General features: G+C 44.7%; 16 protein-coding genes and 1 riboswitch. Of the genes, 1 reads left to right on the top strand and 15 read right to left on the bottom strand.

The genetic code is table 11. The annotated features are described in order from the left end of the window. Positions 1 to 183: 183 nt before the first annotated feature. The 13 genes from DESDI_RS16065 to selD form a co-directional block, all read right to left on the bottom strand. Positions 184 to 738 carry a 4Fe-4S dicluster domain-containing protein gene (locus DESDI_RS16065; RefSeq protein ID WP_015263665.1) on the bottom strand — a complete coding sequence of 185 codons (555 nt, stop codon included), beginning with the start codon at positions 736 to 738 and terminating at the stop codon, positions 184 to 186. Beyond that, a complete protein-coding gene (locus DESDI_RS16070; RefSeq protein WP_015263666.1) occupies positions 735 to 2,774 on the bottom strand; it encodes a molybdopterin-dependent oxidoreductase in 2,040 nt (679 codons plus the stop codon). The genes DESDI_RS16065 and DESDI_RS16070 overlap by 4 nt, the downstream gene beginning before the upstream one ends. Next, positions 2,681 to 3,997: a PucR family transcriptional regulator gene (locus tag DESDI_RS16075; RefSeq protein ID WP_015263667.1), complete on the bottom strand. Its 1,317-nt coding sequence runs from the start codon at positions 3,995 to 3,997 to the stop codon at positions 2,681 to 2,683. Before DESDI_RS16075 ends, DESDI_RS16070 begins: the two co-directional genes overlap by 94 nt. A 220-nt stretch (positions 3,998 to 4,217) precedes the next feature. After that, complete coding sequence (locus tag DESDI_RS16080) at positions 4,218 to 5,456, bottom strand: DUF1015 domain-containing protein (RefSeq protein ID WP_015263668.1); 1,239 nt, start codon at positions 5,454 to 5,456, stop codon at positions 4,218 to 4,220. A gap of 149 nt (positions 5,457 to 5,605) precedes the next feature. After that, positions 5,606 to 6,769, bottom strand: coding sequence for a phosphoglycerate dehydrogenase (locus DESDI_RS16085; RefSeq protein ID WP_015263669.1), 1,164 nt, complete (start codon positions 6,767 to 6,769; stop codon positions 5,606 to 5,608). An 86-nt stretch (positions 6,770 to 6,855) separates the two neighbouring features. Further along, on the bottom strand, positions 6,856 to 7,938 hold the full coding sequence (serC, locus tag DESDI_RS16090; RefSeq protein WP_015263670.1) for a 3-phosphoserine/phosphohydroxythreonine transaminase: 1,083 nt from the start codon (positions 7,936 to 7,938) through the stop codon (positions 6,856 to 6,858). A gap of 624 nt (positions 7,939 to 8,562) precedes the next feature. Next, positions 8,563 to 9,165: an HDIG domain-containing metalloprotein gene (locus tag DESDI_RS16095; RefSeq protein WP_015263671.1), complete on the bottom strand. Its 603-nt coding sequence runs from the start codon at positions 9,163 to 9,165 to the stop codon at positions 8,563 to 8,565. Positions 9,166 to 9,263: 98 nt separating this feature from the next. Further along, positions 9,264 to 10,181, bottom strand: a complete 918-nt coding sequence (metA, locus tag DESDI_RS16100) for a homoserine O-acetyltransferase MetA (protein ID WP_015263672.1) — start codon at positions 10,179 to 10,181, stop codon at positions 9,264 to 9,266. An 88-nt stretch (positions 10,182 to 10,269) separates the two neighbouring features. After that, positions 10,270 to 10,376: riboswitch (SAM riboswitch) on the bottom strand. Positions 10,377 to 10,549: 173 nt separating this feature from the next. Continuing rightward, positions 10,550 to 11,302, bottom strand: a complete 753-nt coding sequence (locus DESDI_RS16105) for an exodeoxyribonuclease III (protein ID WP_015263673.1) — start codon at positions 11,300 to 11,302, stop codon at positions 10,550 to 10,552. Positions 11,303 to 11,321: 19 nt separating this feature from the next. Further along, positions 11,322 to 13,103, bottom strand: a complete 1,782-nt coding sequence (locus tag DESDI_RS16110; protein ID WP_015263674.1) for an aminopeptidase P family protein — start codon at positions 13,101 to 13,103, stop codon at positions 11,322 to 11,324. Positions 13,104 to 13,210: 107 nt separating this feature from the next. Continuing rightward, positions 13,211 to 13,468 carry a putative Se/S carrier protein gene (locus DESDI_RS16115; protein ID WP_015263675.1) on the bottom strand — a complete coding sequence of 86 codons (258 nt, stop codon included), beginning with the start codon at positions 13,466 to 13,468 and terminating at the stop codon, positions 13,211 to 13,213. Positions 13,469 to 13,478: 10 nt separating this feature from the next. Then, positions 13,479 to 14,072, bottom strand: a complete 594-nt coding sequence (gene yedF, locus DESDI_RS16120; protein ID WP_015263676.1) for a sulfurtransferase-like selenium metabolism protein YedF — start codon at positions 14,070 to 14,072, stop codon at positions 13,479 to 13,481. A 57-nt stretch (positions 14,073 to 14,129) separates the two neighbouring features. After that, a complete protein-coding gene (gene selD, locus DESDI_RS16125) occupies positions 14,130 to 15,152 on the bottom strand; it encodes a selenide, water dikinase SelD (protein ID WP_015263677.1) in 1,023 nt (340 codons plus the stop codon). A 342-nt stretch (positions 15,153 to 15,494) separates the two neighbouring features. On the opposite strand from selD, the gene DESDI_RS16130 reads away from it, so the two are divergent. Then, positions 15,495 to 16,598 carry an aminotransferase class V-fold PLP-dependent enzyme gene (locus DESDI_RS16130; protein WP_015263678.1) on the top strand — a complete coding sequence of 368 codons (1,104 nt, stop codon included), beginning with the start codon at positions 15,495 to 15,497 and terminating at the stop codon, positions 16,596 to 16,598. 141 nt (positions 16,599 to 16,739) lie between these two features. Here the strand turns inward: DESDI_RS16130 and DESDI_RS16135 are convergent, their stop codons facing one another. Both DESDI_RS16135 and DESDI_RS16140 read right to left on the bottom strand, forming a co-directional pair. Beyond that, a complete protein-coding gene (locus tag DESDI_RS16135) occupies positions 16,740 to 17,930 on the bottom strand; it encodes a methyl-accepting chemotaxis protein (protein ID WP_015263679.1) in 1,191 nt (396 codons plus the stop codon). 205 nt (positions 17,931 to 18,135) lie between these two features. Continuing rightward, on the bottom strand, positions 18,136 to 18,684 hold the full coding sequence (locus DESDI_RS16140) for a DUF2284 domain-containing protein (RefSeq protein ID WP_015263680.1): 549 nt from the start codon (positions 18,682 to 18,684) through the stop codon (positions 18,136 to 18,138). Positions 18,685 to 18,695 lie beyond the last annotated feature (11 nt).

Consider the following 18,695-nt stretch of genomic DNA (forward strand, 5'->3'; position numbering starts at 1 on the left):
CACAAACCCTTTTGTACAGTGTTACAAAAAATGCAGGTGTATATTTGTATATTGGAGACTCTATTTAGAATGATTTTAACTGTAGTGGAGGAAACAGGCACCAAAGCTATACTTTGTGACAGTAAAATAAAAACAGCAGCTATTTCAGTGTTTACACTTTAAATAGCTGCTGCACAATCGGTTCTAGTTCTTGAGCCAATACCTTTTCTTTTCTTTGGGAGGATAAAAACGAATGGAGGGCTTCGTCAATCGAATGTCCGGAAAACCTTCAACAGTAGAAACTGTCTTTTTACCTAGGCTATTACTTACATCTAACATTTGCAAGGCACCTGTGGGGCATGCTGTCACACAGGCGGGATGTAGACCTTGTTTTTGCCGATCGATACAGTAATTGCATTTACTGGTTCGATTGGCTACAGGGTCAAATTGCGGAGCATCATACGGACACGCTGCTACGCAGGTCTGACAGCCTGCACAGCGGTTGGAGTCGATCAGAACGATGCCGTCTCTTCTTTTAACATAGGCATTCTCCGGGCAGACACGAAAACACTCGGGGCTGGAGCAGTGATTGCAGGAAATGGAAAGATACGATCCTGACCCCTCTCCATTTTCGCTGACTCGGCGCCAAGATACTCCACTGGCTGTTTTGTTTTCATTCTTACAAGCCAGTACACAGGAATGACAACCGATGCAACGATCCACGTTAAAGAGAAAGCCTTTGGCACTAATTTGGGTCATTTCTTTTTCACCTCTACCCAAGAATCGTAAAAGGCTGCCCCTCGTGCGCCAGCCGTACGAATCCCCATATCTGTGCTTTGTCCGGCTAATAGTTGGTTCGTCGAATCCCCTTGGGTCATCACCACAAGTCCCGTAGGGAGGTAGGGATTGATCTTCACTTTCCTAAAGCAGGAACCACGGTCATTGAAGACAATCACATGATCCTTTTCCTTGAGCTCTCGCTGTTCAGCATCCTGAGGGTTGAGCTCCACCCTAGTCGTCTTTTGTCCAATATCCAACCAGGTAAGCACTCGATATTGAGAATGAAGTCTGAGTAAACTCTGAGGGGTAAGTAAACGCAAAGGATAAGGGGATGTAATCTTCTGTTCTTGAAAACGCACCAAAGCCGGTAATTGGCTTTTCTTGGCATCCCCAGACATGAGTTGGAATTTACCCGATTCCGTTGAGTAGCTTTGTTTGTTGTCAGTGGTTTTATCCAGTTTGAGTTTGCGCGGTCCTTGAAGCAAATCCTCCCAGCTGTCGATCTCTAACTGGTTAAGTGCTTCCGGTGTTAACTCCCCCTTAATCCAATCTAGGGCTGTGAGCAGATAAGGAAAGCTAGAGAAGTTTGGCCTGTGATCATTGAGGACCTGGGTGAGGTTACGGGCAATTTCCAAATCGCTTCGAGCTTCATAATAAGGGGATATGGCCTTTTGGTTCAGGGCAATCCATTGGTGCCAGTAACTACTCTGCAGGTCATACTCCTCAAAAGGAGTCGCTGCCGGCAAGACAAGATCCGCTTCTGCCGTGGTCTCATTCATAAACAAGTCAACTACCACAATAAGCTCTAACTGTTTAAAAAGCTTCTGCCAGTGTTGCAGATTTTGTGCTTGGCTGAGAGGATTATGGCTAGCAATCCAAAGAAGTTTAAGGGGTGGGTCTTTTAAGGCTAAGGCCTCTTGCGCAAAGTGATTAATATCAAGACTTCGTTCTACAATATCCTTTTCCCCTTGCGGTCTTGTAAAATTCTTTATGGTCTCCGGGAATAGCTTCGGGAAGTTAGAATAATAGAGTCCTCCACCCTCATGATGCTGGTTTTTGGTCAAGGCTACTAAGGCATCAATTCCTCTGACCGTTTGTCCGCCGTTGGAATAGCGCTGTAGGCCATACCCCACCCAAGTAGCACAAGGAGACTGTAGATAAAGTTCAGCTAGGTCCCGAATTCCTTCTAGAGGCACCCCAGTAACAAGGCTAGCTTCTTCAAGGGAAACCTCTTCCTTGAGATAGCTTTGAAAAGCCTCCCAACCATGAAGATTTTCTTCAATATAATCCTGATCCAGCTGTCCCTGTTCCTGGAGATATTTCAAAACTGCCATGGCTAGAAGTCCATCTGTACCCGGGCGAATCTGAAGATAGATGTCTCCTTGAGCTGCCGTCGGGGTAAATAGGGGGTCAATCACTAAGAGTTTCGCCCCTTTATCCCGAGCACGATTAATGAAATTCCATTGATGAACGGCCGTCCGGGCAGGGTTTACACCCCATAGAACAATAGCTTTTGCATTGACCATCTCCTCAGGATCACGGAGTTGGGTTTTGCCACGATTATAATGAAGACCATCTTCTCCAGCTGCCAGGCAAAAATCACCATGGGTCTTCGTATGGGATCCCAGTCCTCTAAACATGCCTTCTGTCGCTTGGTGGAGGATCCCAATGTTTCCAGTAAATTTATTATAACCACAAGCTAAATTGGAACCGTATAAATCATGGAGATCGATCATTTTCGAAGCAATCATCTCCAGGGCTTCACTCCAGCTTATCCGTTGCCAGTTCCCTGATCCTCTGGGAAACTGTCTCAAGGGATATTTTAAACGCTGTGGACTATAGACGTATTCGGTATAAGCATACCCTTTGGCGCAAAGTCGCCCTTGGGTATAACCGTGCATGGGATTCCCCTCAACTTTTATCAGCTTTCCATTCTCCACAGTGGATAGTATCCCACAGGTCTCATAACAATTGCGAGGGCAGACATTTTGGAAGATCTGTAAATCGTCGCTGATAATTTCTCCTTAAAACCAATCAGATGCTTGATTTTGAAAGCAATAATCAAGGCTACGATGATGTCAAAATCCTCAAGATTAACGTCTAAAATCTCCTCGATGCGCTTTAGTCGATAGCGCAGGGAGTTAGGATGGAGAAAAAGGGCAGTGGCCGTGGCTTTTAAGTCGCAATGATGAGATAGATAATTTTCTAGGGTTTCTACTAATTCGTTTTTTTGCTTATCCTGAGCTTCCAAGTCCGCTAAGATCTCCCGATAAAATTCTAGAAGTTCCTGCTTGTCGTGGTTGTAAAGAATTCTTTCGACGCCCAGATCACGGAAATACGTCATATTTCCTTTGCCCTTGAGCAAGACACTGAGCTTCACGGCTACCTTAGCCTCTTGATAGCTTCGAAACAACTCGGTGGGCTGATCGTATTTCCTCCCTGTGCCGACTCGAACTCTGCGTGATACAATACGCTCGTCAACCTGAGCCAACACTTGGTTAATAATCATATTGATAAACGCCTTGTCATCGCGGCGCTTTTTTTCTTCAATAGGCAGGGCTAAAATAACTTCTTCGTTTTTCTTCATTAGAATAACTGATCGATCTAAGGGTTGAACGATAGACTGGATGATATCATAAAGGCTCGATACCAAATAATGATCTTCGGAATAGGCCTCATAATCCTCTAGTTCGAAAACCGTGACCACATAGGGCTGGGCAAAATCCCAACCCCATAGTCTTGCTCTTGAGATAATATCTTCATTATCCTCCATATTTCCATAAAACAGATCGAAGAGAAAAGCATCTTGGTAATGACGACCGGTTTCCAGTAGTTCTTCTTGCTTTTGCATCTCGATAACATAGAGGTTCCGAGCCTGATGAGTAAGGACTTTTAACCGATGATCGTCATCCGTGCCCGGATTGCAAATAAACAGAAAACCCAAGCGTTTAGAGTCATGGCTTAGTTCGAGGGCAAGAGCCTCTAGCCCTTCCTCACCTGCCAGGATCAGAACTCGTCCAGGTACGGGAGGATTAAGTGCTAAGACATCTAAGCTATCCCCTGGCTTCAAGCTTTCATTGGATAAAGTGGAATGGAGAACACGATAGGAAGGGTTAGTGATGATTACCCCTTTTTCAATGAAGTTCGAGAGACTTTCCACTAGTTCTTTAAGTCCACCGCCAGTAACCAGTGTGGTTAGAAGCTTATTTTGCAGCTGTAAGGATTCTTCAATATACATCGTCTTATCCTCCTCCTTCCCGGTAATTTGGTCTATTGTCATATATTATACCTTTCTATGGACAGGATTCAAAACATACACACCTTTAGTTCATCATGAAAAAAGGAGGGGTTACAACTACTCTATGAGCGGTTGCGCCTCTCCTTTTAGGATACACCACTTTGTATCTTTAATATGTGTTTTAAATCACTCACCCTAAGGGGACTTTTGTGGTTGTTCTCTACTCTAGTTCGTGGATAAATAGTCCACTTCTCAACTTTGGTTCAAACCAGGTGGATTTGGGGGGCATCAATAAACCTGCATCCGAGATAGTAAAAAGCTCTTGGATGGAAGTCGGATATAAGGAAAAGGCACACTTCATATCACTGTTCGCTCTTTTCTCAAGTTCTTTCAATCCTCGGATTCCACCCACGAAGTCAATGCGTTTATCTGTTCGTATGTCTATAATCTGAAGAATCGGCTTTAATAGATGATTTTGCAGGAAAGATACGTCGAGCGCTTCTACAGGATCCGCCGACCGGATCTCTTCTCGAGCCGTCAGTTTATACCAGGTTCCCTCTAAATACAGTCCAAAGTTCCCTTTTACGTTGGGCTTATAAGGAGTGTCCCCTAGCTCTTCCAGCAAAAAGGGCTTGCTAAGCCTTTCTAAAAACTCAGCCTTAGTCAAACCGTTAAGGTCTTTGACCACTCGATTGTAGTCTAAAATCATCAGCTGATCATGAGGAAAGAGTACTGAAAGGAAGAAATTAAATTCCTCTTCACCGGTATAGGCGGGATTTTCAGCACGACGTTTAAGGCCGACCTTGACTGCTGAAGCGGTCCGATGATGACCATCCGCAATATAGATGCTTTCGATCCCAGCAAAGCTGGTAGCGATAATCTCTATATCCCGCTCCTCTGAGATAATCCAGACGATATGCTTGACTCCATCTACTGCTGTGAAATCGTAGAGAGGCTTTTCTTTTTTCACCCTCTCCGTCACTTCATTGATTCTTGCCTGAGAACGGTAAGCCAAAAAGATTGGCCCAGTCTGTGCATTACAAACATCCACATGATTAATCCGATCCTGTTCTTTATCTTCACGGGTTAATTCATGCTTTTTGATAACATCATTAAGATAATCATCAATAGCTGCACACCCTACTAGCCCAGTCTGAGCCCTCCCATTCATGGTCAGCTCATAAATATAGTAGCAGGGTTTTTCTTCTCTGATGAGGATCCCCTCTTCAGTCATTGCCTGCAGGATATCTTTGGCTTTCTGATACACCTGAGGATCATAAGGATTAAAATCCTCAGGGAATTGTGTCTCAGCTCTGTCCACCTTCAAAAAGGAGAGCGGTTCCTTCTTTACTTCCTCGAGAGCTTCCTCTCGATTGTAAACATCATAAGGGAGGGCGGCTACTTTGCTCGCTACATCTTCCCTTGGTCTTAGAGCTTGAAAGGGTCTAATCCTTGCCACATTATTTCCCTCCTCTAGGGACAGGAGTTCACTCCTTGGCCCCTTGAATATTAACCTGTCATTCTGAGCGCTGGTGAAGAATCTTACTGCTACAGAAAGATTCTTCACCTTGTTCACGATGACAATGAATAACTTGCTTAGTTGATGACTTACTCGATGACGCGAACTCTAAGTACTCCTTCTATTTCTCTGAGCTTCGTAATCATCTCTGGACTAGCTGGGCTTTCAATATCGATGAGGGTGTAGGCATAGCCGCCTTTACTCTTGTTCATGAGATCGGAGATGTTGACATTTTCCTTCGCTAAGGTTGAGGTAAATTGGCCCAACATATTGGGAATGTTTTTGTGATTGATGGCAATCCGGGCTGCTTGGTTGCAGATCCCCATATCACAGTTAGGATAGTTAACAGAGTTTTTGATATTTCCTTTCTCAAGATAGTTCATCATTTGCTCTACGGCCATCACAGCACAATTCTCTTCTGATTCTGCTGTGGATGCTCCTAGGTGAGGGATGGCAATGACGCCTTCTGTCCCGCAGACCTTGGGATTGGGGAAGTCCGTAACATATTTGGCGACTTTACCTGTCTTGAGGGCTTCTATCAACATATCCTCTTCAACCAAAGTATCCCGGGAGAAATTCAGGAGGACAACTCCATCCTTCATTTGTTCGAAGGCGTTTTTATTGAACATACCCTTCGTGGAATCCGATAAAGGAACATGGACAGTGATAAAATCACATTCCCTGAAGATATCATCTACAGATTTGATGGGTTTAATAAACTTAGAGAGCTTCCAAGCATGTTCCACAGAAATAAAGGGATCATAGCCATAGACTTCCATCTCCAGTTTATTAGCAGCATTGGCGACGAGAATTCCGACAGCGCCTAGGCCAATGACCCCCAGCTTCTTGCCCTTGATTTCGCTGCCGACAAACTTGGCCTTGTTCTTTTCCACGAGGTTGGCCACATCGGGATCCGCCTGACAGGAGGTTACCCAGTTTACTCCACCGATAAGATTACGGGCCGCCATAATCATGGTGGCTAAAACCATCTCTTTTACACCATTAGCGTTGGCGCCTGGGGTATTAAATACGACGATCCCTTTTTCGGCACATTTCTCTAGGGGAATATTATTGACTCCAGCCCCTGCCCTCGCAATGGCTTCGATGGTGTTGGGTAGATCCATGTCATGCATTTTAGCACTGCGCACAATAATTCCATTAGCATCCTCGTGACGATCGACATTCACGTAATGATCGGTAAAAAGGCCTAAGCCGGTTTCCGAAATTTTATTTAAGCAATTGATTTTATACATATGAACACTCCTCTTCTTTCGGAACGACGGGGTCGTTCCCTACATAAATTATCACTTGTTTTTCAGAACGACACAGGGGACATTCTTTACTTGTTTTCTGCTTCGAATCTTTTCATAAAGTCGACCAGAGTTTGGACTCCTGCGATAGGCATGGCGTTATAGATACTGGCTCTCATTCCTCCGACTGTGCGGTAACCCTTAAGGTTTTCTAAGCCTGCGGCCTTCGCTTCCTTGATGAATTTAGCGTCCAATTCCTCAGAGCCGGTCACGAAAGGAACATTCATTAAGGAGCGGTCCTTCTTGACTACTGTGCCCTTAAACATAGTACTGGTATCCAGGTAGTCGTAAAGGATGGCTGCCTTTTCCTCGTTGATCTTTTTCATGGCTTCCAGTCCGCCGAGCTTTTTGAGCCACTTGAACACTTTGCCGCAAATATAGATACCATAAACCGGTGGAGTGTTGTAGGCCGAGTTATTGTCTACATGCACTTTGTACTTCAGCATAGTGGGGGTTCCGGCTAAAACATCCTCGGTGATTAAATCCTCTCGGATAATTACAATCACGACCCCAGCTGGTCCTACGTTCTTTTGGGCCCCAGCAAAAATCAGGCCATATTTCGTAACATCGATGGGTTCGGATAGAAAATCCGAGGACATATCGGTTACTAAGGGTTTGCCTCCCACCTCGGGGAGCTCGTTGAACTTGGTGCCAAAGATGGTATTGTTGTGGCAGATATAGACATAATCGGCATCCTCAGAAAACTCTAGATTTTTAAGATCGGGGATATAGCTATAGTTTTGATCTTCAGAAGAAGCGACAACCTTGATCTTGCCATAGAGCTTGCCTTCGCCGATGGCTTTCTTGGCCCATTGCCCGGTATTGAGATGATCGGCAACTCGATTTTTCATAAGATTCATGGGGATCATAGCAAACTGCTGGGATGCTCCCCCTTGAAGAAAGAGGATCTTATAATTATTGGGAACCTGGAGTAGATCCCTCAAATCCTGTTCTGCTTCCTGCATCATTCCCTCGATGGTCTTAGAACGATGGCTCATTTCCATAACGGACATACCTGTTCCCTGGTAATTTAACATTTCTGTGGCTGCTTCTTGAAGCACCTCTTGGGGCAGAACAGCAGGGCCTGCGGAAAAATTGTAAACTTTTTTCATTTTGAAATATCCCCCTTAAATATAAATAATTATAACAGTTAACATATATTGGGTAATCAGAAATAAACAAAACCCACCCCAGCATTGGGGCGGGTTTTCCGCGGTGCCACCCAAGTTCTAGCCGATCACGATACATAGGAATTATCTCAACCACCTTCTTCTTCCAAAATAAGAAGAAGCTATGGTAGTGCATTGCGGAAAATAAATAAAACCTCTCGTCCCTAATTAGGGACGAGAGGTTACTCCCGCGTTGCCACCCATGTTGCCGTATACGGCCAACTTATGTCCGCGATATCGGGCGGAACCCGTCACAATTCATCATTGGCCACTCCGGGATGGAATCCACTGGCTTCATAGACTGACTTGCACCACCCGTCAGCTCTCTTCACCTAATCAGCGTAGGACGTCCGTTCATCGTGTTCAACTATAGATTAACGTTGTTATGATTCTAATCTATTACACTTCGGCTGTCAAGACTTATTTCGCAAAGTTTTTGCAAAAAACTAGTCTGGGTGGAGTAGCTTACATACATCCGCGACCTTCGGGCGTGATCTCCTGAAACCATTCACCGGATGGTTTCTTTATCGGAGAATCACGTGCTCAGGCGCTCCAGGGCCAGCGTACTTATTTCCCAGCTTCTTGTGCTGCCTCTACATTGCCTTCTAAACCGATTGCCACCGCGATGTTGCGCATTCCTTTGATGGTCTCTTCGATAATCTCCTCGAGATCTTTACCGAGGCGATTGGCTCCCTCCTCGATGACTTCCCGATTGACATTCTCCGCAAAGCTCTTTTGCTTCCATTTCTTTTTTACGGATTTGGTGGTTAAATCATGGATACTTTTGCTGGGGCGAAGCAAGGCTGTTGCCGAGATCAGACCGGTCAGTTCGTCAATGGTGAAGAGAACCTTCTCAACATTTTCCCGGGGTTCCACATGATGGACTAGGCCATAGCCATGGCTTTCGATGGCTCGGATGAATTCATCGCTTAATTCTTTGGGGGTGAGTATTTCTCTCGTTTTGCGACAGTGTTGATCGGGGTACATCTCATAATCAATATCGTGGAGGAGGCCAATATTACCCCAAATATTCGGATCCTCTAGATAGAGGGTAGCAAAATGACGCATCACTGCTTCTACCGTCAGTGAGTGACGCAATAGGGTTTCACTTTTCACATATTCATTAAGAAGCTGCCAAGCGGCCTCCCGGTCCTGCGCGTAGTTAGACATTTTTGCATCCTTCTTTCTTGTTTAATTTACCTAGTAAATTTTTTTATTTAATAAGGGAATTTTTGACCCTTGCCCCGATTATACTATCTTTTTTTCCTTTACTTTATTTCGTCCAAGTTAAAGGGAGTTTCTTGGTAGACATAATAGTTCAGCCAATTGGCGAAGAGTAAATTGGAGTGGCCTCGCCACTTGACGGTGGGCTGCTTGGTTGGGTCATCTCCAGGATAATAATTAAAAGGGACATTGATGGTTAGTCCCTGGGCCACATCACGGTCATACTCAGATTTCAAGGTGTGGGGGTCATATTCAGAATGACCAGTTGCAAAAATCTGCCGTCCGCCCTTGGTCCCAACTAAATACACCCCTGATTCCTCAGACTCTGAAAGGATTTCCAGCTCGGGTATCTTTAAGATATCTTCTTTTCTGACTTCCGTATGCCGGGAATGGGGCACATAAAACAGATCGTCAAAGCCTCTGAGCAAACGGACATCCCGACGATTGAGGGTGTGAGGGAATACCCCGAACATTTTCCCCTGTAAAGGATATTTGGGCACCCCAAAAAAGTGGTAAAGCCCAGCCTGCGCTCCCCAGCATATAAATAGTGTCGAAAACACATTGTGTCTACTCCAATCCATTATCTTTTGGAGCTCCGGCCAGAAATCTACTTCTTCAAAAGACATTTGCTCGATGGGCGCCCCAGTAATAATCATCCCGTCAAATTTTTTGTCCTTAATCCCATCGAAGGTCTGATAATACTTAATCAAATATTCCTCTGGTGTATTCTTAGTTAGGTGGGTCTCCGGATAGAGTAGAGTAATATCCACTTGTAACGGAGAATTCCCCAGCAAGCGAAGAATCTGAGTTTCTGTGACAATCTTATTAGGCATGAGGTTAAGAATCACAATACTCAGAGGGCGAATATCTTGGTGTTCGGCGCGACCCTCTTCCATAATAAAAACATCTTCTTTGGTAAGTATTTCAGCAGCAGGTAGGCCATCGGGCACATTAATTGGCATGTCATTCTCTCCTTCAAGCGTTTCAACACATAAGTCCTATAACTAAAGACCCTCTTTACAAGAAAGAGGGTGCGGGTTTCCAGTTCCTCTCTCATCTATCAATGGCTCCATCGCAGGAATTAGCACCGCTGTATTCTAGGGAATACCGGTTGCTGGGCTTCATTGGGCCAGTCCCTCCACCACTCTTGATAAGATCTTGGATTGTATTTAATTCGAGGCAGTCAACGCTATAGAAATTATATTATTACATCTCATTGTTTATGTCAACTGATATATAACAATATCCTTAGTTTTCAGTAAACAGTACAAGGTGTCGACCCCATGGAGCATAACGGTATGGCTTAAAAAATGGGACCTGATCCCATTTTTTAGAAAATCTCTAAACCCACGGGGCAATGATCGGAACCCAAGATTTCTGAGTAAATCACAGCATCCCTAAGTTGGTCCTTGAGACTTTCCGAAACGCAAAAATAGTCAATACGCCACCCTGCATTATTGGCCCGCGCATTAAACATGTAGGACCACCAGGTATACGCCTCAGTCTTATCTGGGTAGAAATAACGGAAAGTATCGATAAAACCCTTCTTCAGAAGCTCGCCAAATTTGGCACGTTCTTCATCAGAGAAACCAGCGTTTTTGCGGTTGGTTTTGGGGTTCTTGAGATCGATCTCCGTATGGGCCATATTAAGGTCTCCACAAAAGATGACAGGCTTCGCCTGCTCCAAATTCTTGAGGAAACTGAGGAATTCCTCCTCCCAGGTCATTCGGTACTCCAGACGAGCCAGCCCCCTTTGAGAGTTGGGCGTATACACCGTGACCAGATAGAAACCTTCGAATTCTAGGGTAATCACTCTGCCCTCTTGATCATGCTCTTCTTTGCCTATTCCATAAGTGACCTTCAAGGGCTCCTGTTTTGTAAACACGGCAGTACCTGAGTAGCCTTTCTTCTGAGCATAATTCCAGTACTGATGATACCCCTCCAGCTGAAAAGGAATCTGGTCTGCTTGAATCTTTGTTTCTTGAAGGCAAAAAATATCCGCCTGTTCTTTTTCAAAGAAGTCCATGAAGCCCTTGTTCAGGCAAGCTCGGATGCCATTGACATTCCATGAAATTAGTTTCATCCCACTTCTCTCCTCTATATTAGTGCTGCTTAGTCCCAATCTCTTGAGCTAACCAAGCCTTTTCTTCATCATTTAAATACGGTTCCAGTTTGGCATAAACCATTTTATTATAGTCAGCGAGCCACATTTTTTCCTCAGCAGTAAGCAATTCTTGATCCACACCCGCAATGTCAATAGGGCAATAGGTCAGGGCCTCGAACCGCATAAATTGACCAGATTCGGTCTCTTCATCCTTAACGACCACCATCATATTCTCGGTGCGAATGCCGAATTTTCCTTCCTTGTAAATACCGGGTTCATTGGTTAAAATCATGCCTTCTTCAAGCTTTACGGTGTTGGGCGTTTGGCTCAGTCTTTGAGGACCTTCATGGACATTTAAGAACATCCCCACTCCATGACCAGTACCGCATTTATAATCAAGACCATATTTCCAGATAGGTTGTCTGGCCAAAACATCGAGATTCGAGCCTGTGGCGCCATGGAGGAATTTCACAGCAGCTAAGGCAATATGCCCCTTTAACACCAGGGTATAATCCCTTTTCTCTTCCTCCGTCAGGGGTCCTAAAACAAGGGTACGGGTGATATCTGTGGTCCCGCCCAAGTATTGACCACCTGAATCCACGAGAAGAAATCCTTCTTGGTTCAAGGTATAGGCGCTATCAGGAGTGGCTTTATAATGCATCATAGCCCCGTGATCCTTGTGTCCGGCGATAGTATCGAAGCTGAGCCCGACACATTCTTTGTTCTCTCTTCGCAGATTATCTAGGTAATCTCCAGCTGTAAACTCGGTCATGTTTTCTTTACCCAAGTTGGTTTTGAGCCATTTGATGAATTTAACCATGGCAACTCCATCTTGGATAGAGCTCGTCCGTAGATTCTTCAGTTCAGTTTTATTTTTAATTGCTTTGAGTAGGGTGGTAGGATTTGTTCCTTCCACCTTTTTCGTTGCGGAAGGGATAGCATGATAAAGGACAGCGTTGAGCGACTCAGGATCAAAGAGGACGGAATCTTCAGCTTGCAACCCTTCCAGGAGCTCAACAATGGCTGTATACTTTGTAATCCGGATCCCTTCCCCCTCCAGCTCTGCTTTCATGGTGCTGGAAACTTTGGTTTCATCAATACATAAATAACAAGCATCTTGAGTGACTAAGACATGAGCGATTGTCACTGGGTTATTCGGCACATCATCACCCCGGATATTTAGAAGCCAGGCGATGTCATCTAAAGCGGTGAGCACATGAACATTGGCGCCCTTATCCTTCATCTGTTCACGAAGGTTATCTAGCTTTTCCCCACGGGAACGACCTGCATATTTTAGGTCATAGATAAATGCATCTGTGGTAGGTAATGTCGGGCGATCCTGCCATAATTCCCCGATTAAATCGCGATTGAACTTTAAGGAAATTTGTCCTTGGTATTCCTTTTCCAGATCTTGAACCTGTTTAGCGGAAAAGACATGTCCATCAAAGCCCACGGAGGCTCCCGCCGGCAAAAGATCCTTTAACCATTCTGAATAACTAGGGACCCGAGGATCTGCCCCACGGAACAAACGGATTCCGGAATTTTGGAGTTGTTTTTCGGCTTGAATGTAATAACGGCCATCTGTCCAAAGACCTGCATCCTTTAAGGTAACCACTACTGTGCCTGCGGAACCGGTAAAGCCCGAGATCCACTGGCGGCATTTGAAATGCTCCGCTACATATTCACTGAGATGAGAGTCGGCGCTCGGCACAATATAGGCGTCCATCTGATTATCTTGCATAAGTTTTCTTAGTTTTGCGATACGTTCTTGCACTATCATTATATTCCCTCATTTTCAATTGTTATTTCTGGTTTATTCTTGAGCATAGTTAAGCTAATACCTAATCAAGTAATTGAATTGAAAATAAATTAATTGTCAAGTTATTATCAAGAGTCACTATTGATTTGCTGATAGGTTGTTCCCTTCTCAGTGGTTATCGCCAGGTATATCTCCCCATAATGGATTTCATTTTCTAACAAATGACCCTGAGCGGCTTGGGCATCAGTTACCCTTAAAGCAATACCACAACCGGCCTTGATGCTTGAGGGTATCGGCATGATACCCACTGAGAAACCTCCTTGTTGCAGGGATTTCTCAGCCAAAATAGCCATATGAGTGTTGGGGAATGTTACGATATAGAGCACATAATACCCCCTAAATATTAATCAACCGCTTCGCTCCGGCCATGATAGTCACGATGCTGTACATATTGGCAATTTCACCAACCCCTAGCTTATCGGAGATGCCATAATAGTTGGTGCAGGTACCGCAAGTTTGAATGTTGGTACCTTGTTCAGCCATAGCCATCAGGTCTTCCAAGCTATTCGAGACACTACTGGTCAGATGGGCTCCCGAATTAAAGAAAAGTAGATGAGTGGGTGGCGGAGTCAGTTCTCTCAAAGAAAAAATAAAACTTTTCAGGAGGATTCGCCCGAGCTCCTCGCTGCCCTCTCCCATAGTATCCCGCCCGATGGCGACGACTAATCCAGAGTCCTCTGTTGCGAGGTCATTCTCCAGCACACAGCCTTCACCAGCTACAATCGTCACCTCAATGACGCCATTTTCTTTTTGAGCGAATTCACTTTGCAGACCCATTTCTGAGGCCATCTTTTGAAGGTTTTGGCGCGCTATATCGTTATCGACGAGTATTTCGATAACTCCCCCCTCTTCACCTAATCCTTCGATAGCCTTTTTGGCACGGATTACGGGAATAGGGCATACTTGTCCTAAAGCATCAATGGTTGCCATTATTATTTCCTCCTATCACTTGGGTTTTCCCTTATCTTGATATGTCTGCTGATTTTCTCACCTGAGGATGATGGGCAAATCGTGGCGCGGTAAAACTTCTCCAATGATCCTGGCTTGAGGTTCTACCTCCTTAATAGCACTTAAGGCATCTCCCCCACAGGCTTTCGGTACACTGAACAGTAAACCACCGGAAGTCTGAGGATCAAGCATTAATTCCTGTAAAGGAAAAGATGTCTTGCCAAAGTCCACAGCACCCTCCATAAAATTACGATTGCGCTGACCGGCGGCAGTTAGTAGAAAACCTTCTGCGTAAGTAAAGGCTTGGGGTATATAAGGTAGCTGAGAGGGATAGAGGACGACTGATGTTTCTTTTCCTGCCATTTCCTGGGCATGGGCAAGCAAGCCAAACCCGGTAATATCCGTACAGGCGTGAACAGGGAAATGATGCATTTTTTCAGCCGCATATTTGTTAAGTCGTTGCATGGAGGTAAGGGCAGCTTCGATAGCCTCAGGTTCTGCCATTTCCCCCCGCAAGGCAGCCATGATGATGCCAACTCCTATAGGTTTGGTGAGTATCAGTTGATCCCCTGGTTGGGGAGTATTGTTCTTCCATATCTCGTGCGGATTGAGACGCCCGGTGACTGCTAAGCCGTATTTCGGCTCTCGATCGTAAATGGAATGTCCTCCGCAAAGGACCACTCCGGCCTCTTGAAGTTTTTCTGCTCCACCTGCTAGAATCTCTCCTAAAGCTTGAAGCTCCTCCCTTTCCGGATAACAGACAATATTGAGGGCAAAAAGAGGGGACCCTCCCATAGCATAAACGTCGCTTAACGCATTAGCCGCTGCAATCCTGCCAAAAGTTCGCGGATCCTCCACCATGGGTGTAAAGAAATCCACCGTAGAAACAATAGCTGTATCTTCACTCATTTGATAAACTGCAGCATCGTCAGAGGCATCAAACCCCACTAGGAGATTTGGATTATGAAAGGTAGGTAACGCCGATAGAACTTTCGATAGCTCACCGGGGCCTATCTTTGCTCCGCAGCCACCCGTAGTACAGCTTGATAAAAACGATTTCATCTTTTTTGGTTCCCCTTTCAACAACTGACCTATAAGAAATTTGCTATTCTTTATGTTGTTATTCTTTATTTTTCTATTATATATGCTATTGCCATTTACATGCTATGACGTTGATATTCTGTACTCATTCTACAAATATTCCACAAGCTATTTGGGGATTCCTTCGTAGCTAAAAGAATAACGATTCTATCATAACGCTTTTTCTTAAGTTATACTATAATTGTATTAATTGTTGCACTTTTCAACTCCGTAGACAAGTGATTCTTACTGTTTAGAAATAACGACTACCTTTGTCGGTACTATTACCCACTAATTTTAGCATTTCATATAGTGGAGGAAATTATGATTTATCTCGATAACGCTGCCACAACATTAATAAAACCTGCCGAAGTCAAAGAGGCGGTTATACAAGCTATGAATACTTTAGGCAATGCTTCCAGGGGAGCTCATCCTCCTGCCTTAAATGCTCTGCGCACCTTAATGGAGGCCAGGATGGAGCTTGCCGACTTTTTCGGTCTTCAAGACCCCTTGAGGGTTATCTTTACTGCCAATGCCACTGCTGCTTTAAACCTCGCCATCGGCAGCATCCAGGGACATATTGTGACTTCGGCAGCAGATCACAATTCCGTGTTACGACCTGTTTATCGGCAGGGGAACTATACTGTGGTCCCCAGTGATGAGAGAGGGCGCATCCCTGTGGATCAGATAGCCGCTGCCCTCCGCCCGGATACAGAAGCAGTTGTTATGACCCATGCCTCCAATGTGACCGGAAATGTTTTTGATATCGAAGCCATCGGCGAGTTATGTGCTGATCGTGGCGTTCGTTTTATCGTCGATGCCTCGCAAAGTGCAGGGCTTTTGCCCGTCCGAATGCATAAAACAATCTCAGCTCTGTGCTTCACCGGCCATAAATCTCTTTACGGGCCCCAAGGTACGGGTGGACTTTGTCTTGGGGAAGGTTTTCAACCCTCCTCCTTGTTGGTTGGAGGAAGCGGGCACCATACCTTCGACCCCCGTCATCCGGAAGAGCTACCCGATGCCTTAGAGGCCGGCACACAAAATGTTCATGGGATTGCCGGGCTTCTAGCCGGGGTACGATACATCCGTTCCACAGGTCTCATGGCTATTCATCAGCAGGCAGATGCGTTGGCCCGCACCTTTGCCCAAGCAGTGGTCAACTTGCCTAAGGTCACCGTCTATGGAGATTTAGAAGCACCGGTCCGTGTGCCTATTGTCTCTCTCAACATTGAAGGTCATGACTGTGCCCAAGTAGCCAGTCTTCTTTACGAAAACTATAGGATCTGTGTTCGAGCCGGCGCTCACTGCTCCCCACTCATTCACAAGAAATTTGACCTTGATGGATCAATTCGTTTCTCCTTTTCACATTTTAACACCCTGAAAGAGACCGAGCTCGCTATTGAGGCTGTCCGGGAGTTAGCGAAGTAAGAAAATACCGATTATCTATTGGGCCATCAATACAAACATGATGATGGCCGCAGAAGTGGAATAGGATACAGTAGAAATGCGGCCCTTCAGATTTAATCTGAAGGGCCGCATTTCTACTGTTGTCAACTTATAACTCGTTTCCTAAAAGCTAAAGGCAACAAACTCACTGGTAAGCTGTTCACTGATTCGTGTCACACGGGTAAGCGCCTCAGAAATGGACTTGGCCTCCGTCTGATTGATTGTGGAACTTGCCAGGATCTTGTTAATAATCTCATCCATTTGCGTAATTTCGCTAGCTAGGAATTTCAGCAACGGCACGGTGCGGTTATTGGTCTGTTTAATATTCGTTACCTGCTGCTGGATAAATTGAATGGACTGTTTACTTTTATCAGCTAACTTTTTAACTTCGTCGGCGACTACAGCAAATCCTCTCCCGGCATCTCCGGCACGAGCCGCCTCAATAGCTGCATTGAGGGCCAGCAAATTGGTTTGGTCAGATATCATCTTTATGGTATCGATAAGTTCTTCAATTTTTTGGGCATTTATATTGAGTTCTTTCGTGATTTCCATGGTCTCATCAATACGATTCACTTGTTTTTTTACTTGGTTGTCCGCTTCCAAAATCCCCACATTCGTCTCTGCCAGAAAATCAACGATACCCTCCATCGAACTCGTAACCTCTTCTATATGTGCATTTAAGTCAAAGCTTATACTTTGAGTATTGAAAAGAATCTGGTTAAAGTTAAATTCGACTACCTTCTCTGTTAGGTGCAGAATATCTTCGGGTTTTATAGTTCGATTGAATTCAATGACAGAGACCTTATTTCTGTCAAAATATCCCCCATATTTGGTCCAAAGGATATCCCGATTCCCTACAAAGCCATGCATCCCAACGATGTAATCGGCAGCTTGTAAGATTCCCCTAATCTGGGTATCATCCATTTCAGCATAGGGTGCTATTTGATATCGAACATGATTGACTTCATGTTCTAGAAGATATTTCTCTATCACCTTACCTTGGGAAGAATTATTATTGAAAATTACTACATTGGAGCCTTCGGGAACTCGAGCAAGTCTGATGTAAAGCATTTCTTCCGGGATGAGTTCCAGAGGAAAAATCTTCTCCCTCTTCACGTACTTTGAGGCTTCCTCTACTCTCGTGGGAAGAGCGATATAGAGATCGTCGTTTAAGACGGTGGGCATTTCCTTAATCGAATACCGCTGTTTCATTTCGACCTTATGCCCAAAATAAATTGACACTACCCGATGTAATTCATCAGCGACCGCTTGGGAGCTTCCGATGGTTGAGATTTTCATTAAGGTTGTATTCATGATGATCATAGCTCCTTTATGTGAAAGTGCCTACATATGTTATAGTTATCACAATTTGACATCTTTTGCACAATTCCTCTATTTTTAACCATCCGAATTCTTAATGTCATCATTAAGGATATTGCAGGATAAACAACTTCGCCAACTCATCCATCTGTAAAGATAAACAGTTTCTGCCCGGTCAAAGGACAGAAACTGTTTATCTCTAAATCAAGATGAGACTTACGCAAGACATGGTGTTCTTACCGTTATTATAAGGTATTCCGCATCCCTTTAGTAAAGTCGTTACATCGATTCCATAGGACTCGATCGAGGCAATAGCAGCATCCGGGGAGCGACATTCTTCGTCATCCAGCATAGAGCATCGTTCACAGACAGTACACGGACCTACATTGAGCGGCAGGAAGTCTTTAAAAAGACCTACTTCCCTAAGCTGAGTTATAACAGCCTGCAATAGTTTGGTATGCTCAGCCATCCCGGCTTGCATTCCTTCAAAATCGAAGGAATCCTCCAGCTGGAACACCTTCTGGAACACTATACCCTGTTGATAGTGGAGGGCCTTCTCTCGGAGTTCTCCAAAATCCCCCACAGCGGGGGGGCACATCCAGTTTTTCTTATAGTTGCCGCAGACATTTTGCTCACATTGCTTTCTGAAGTCGACATTAAAGGGAATATCTTGGGTGTCAATAGGTGCGCAATGATCTACCCCGAGGCCTTTTATGAAGGATATTAAGTCCATGATCTCTGGATTCATATTTTCATCCC

This window comes from Desulfitobacterium dichloroeliminans LMG P-21439 (genome assembly GCF_000243135.2).
Classification (GTDB): domain Bacteria; phylum Bacillota; class Desulfitobacteriia; order Desulfitobacteriales; family Desulfitobacteriaceae; genus Desulfitobacterium; species Desulfitobacterium dichloroeliminans.

Excerpts from the sequence above, each read along its gene's own strand:
- DESDI_RS16065 (WP_015263665.1), bottom strand. The coding sequence starts at position 738 with ATGACCCAAATTAGTGCCAAAGGCTTTCTCTTTAACGTGGATCGTTGC.
- DESDI_RS16075 (WP_015263667.1), bottom strand. The coding sequence starts at position 3,997 with ATGTATATTGAAGAATCCTTACAGCTGCAAAATAAGCTTCTAACCACA.
- DESDI_RS16085 (WP_015263669.1), bottom strand. The coding sequence starts at position 6,769 with ATGTATAAAATCAATTGCTTAAATAAAATTTCGGAAACCGGCTTAGGC.
- serC (WP_015263670.1), bottom strand. The coding sequence starts at position 7,938 with ATGAAAAAAGTTTACAATTTTTCCGCAGGCCCTGCTGTTCTGCCCCAA.
- DESDI_RS16095 (WP_015263671.1), bottom strand. The coding sequence starts at position 9,165 with ATGTCTAACTACGCGCAGGACCGGGAGGCCGCTTGGCAGCTTCTTAAT.
- metA (WP_015263672.1), bottom strand. The coding sequence starts at position 10,181 with ATGCCAATTAATGTGCCCGATGGCCTACCTGCTGCTGAAATACTTACC.
- DESDI_RS16105 (WP_015263673.1), bottom strand. The coding sequence starts at position 11,302 with ATGAAACTAATTTCATGGAATGTCAATGGCATCCGAGCTTGCCTGAAC.
- DESDI_RS16110 (WP_015263674.1), bottom strand. The coding sequence starts at position 13,103 with ATGATAGTGCAAGAACGTATCGCAAAACTAAGAAAACTTATGCAAGAT.
- yedF (WP_015263676.1), bottom strand. The coding sequence starts at position 14,072 with ATGGCAACCATTGATGCTTTAGGACAAGTATGCCCTATTCCCGTAATC.
- selD (WP_015263677.1), bottom strand. The coding sequence starts at position 15,152 with ATGAAATCGTTTTTATCAAGCTGTACTACGGGTGGCTGCGGAGCAAAG.
- DESDI_RS16130 (WP_015263678.1), top strand. The coding sequence starts at position 15,495 with ATGATTTATCTCGATAACGCTGCCACAACATTAATAAAACCTGCCGAA.
- DESDI_RS16135 (WP_015263679.1), bottom strand. The coding sequence starts at position 17,930 with ATGAATACAACCTTAATGAAAATCTCAACCATCGGAAGCTCCCAAGCG.
- DESDI_RS16140 (WP_015263680.1), bottom strand. The coding sequence starts at position 18,684 with ATGAATCCAGAGATCATGGACTTAATATCCTTCATAAAAGGCCTCGGG.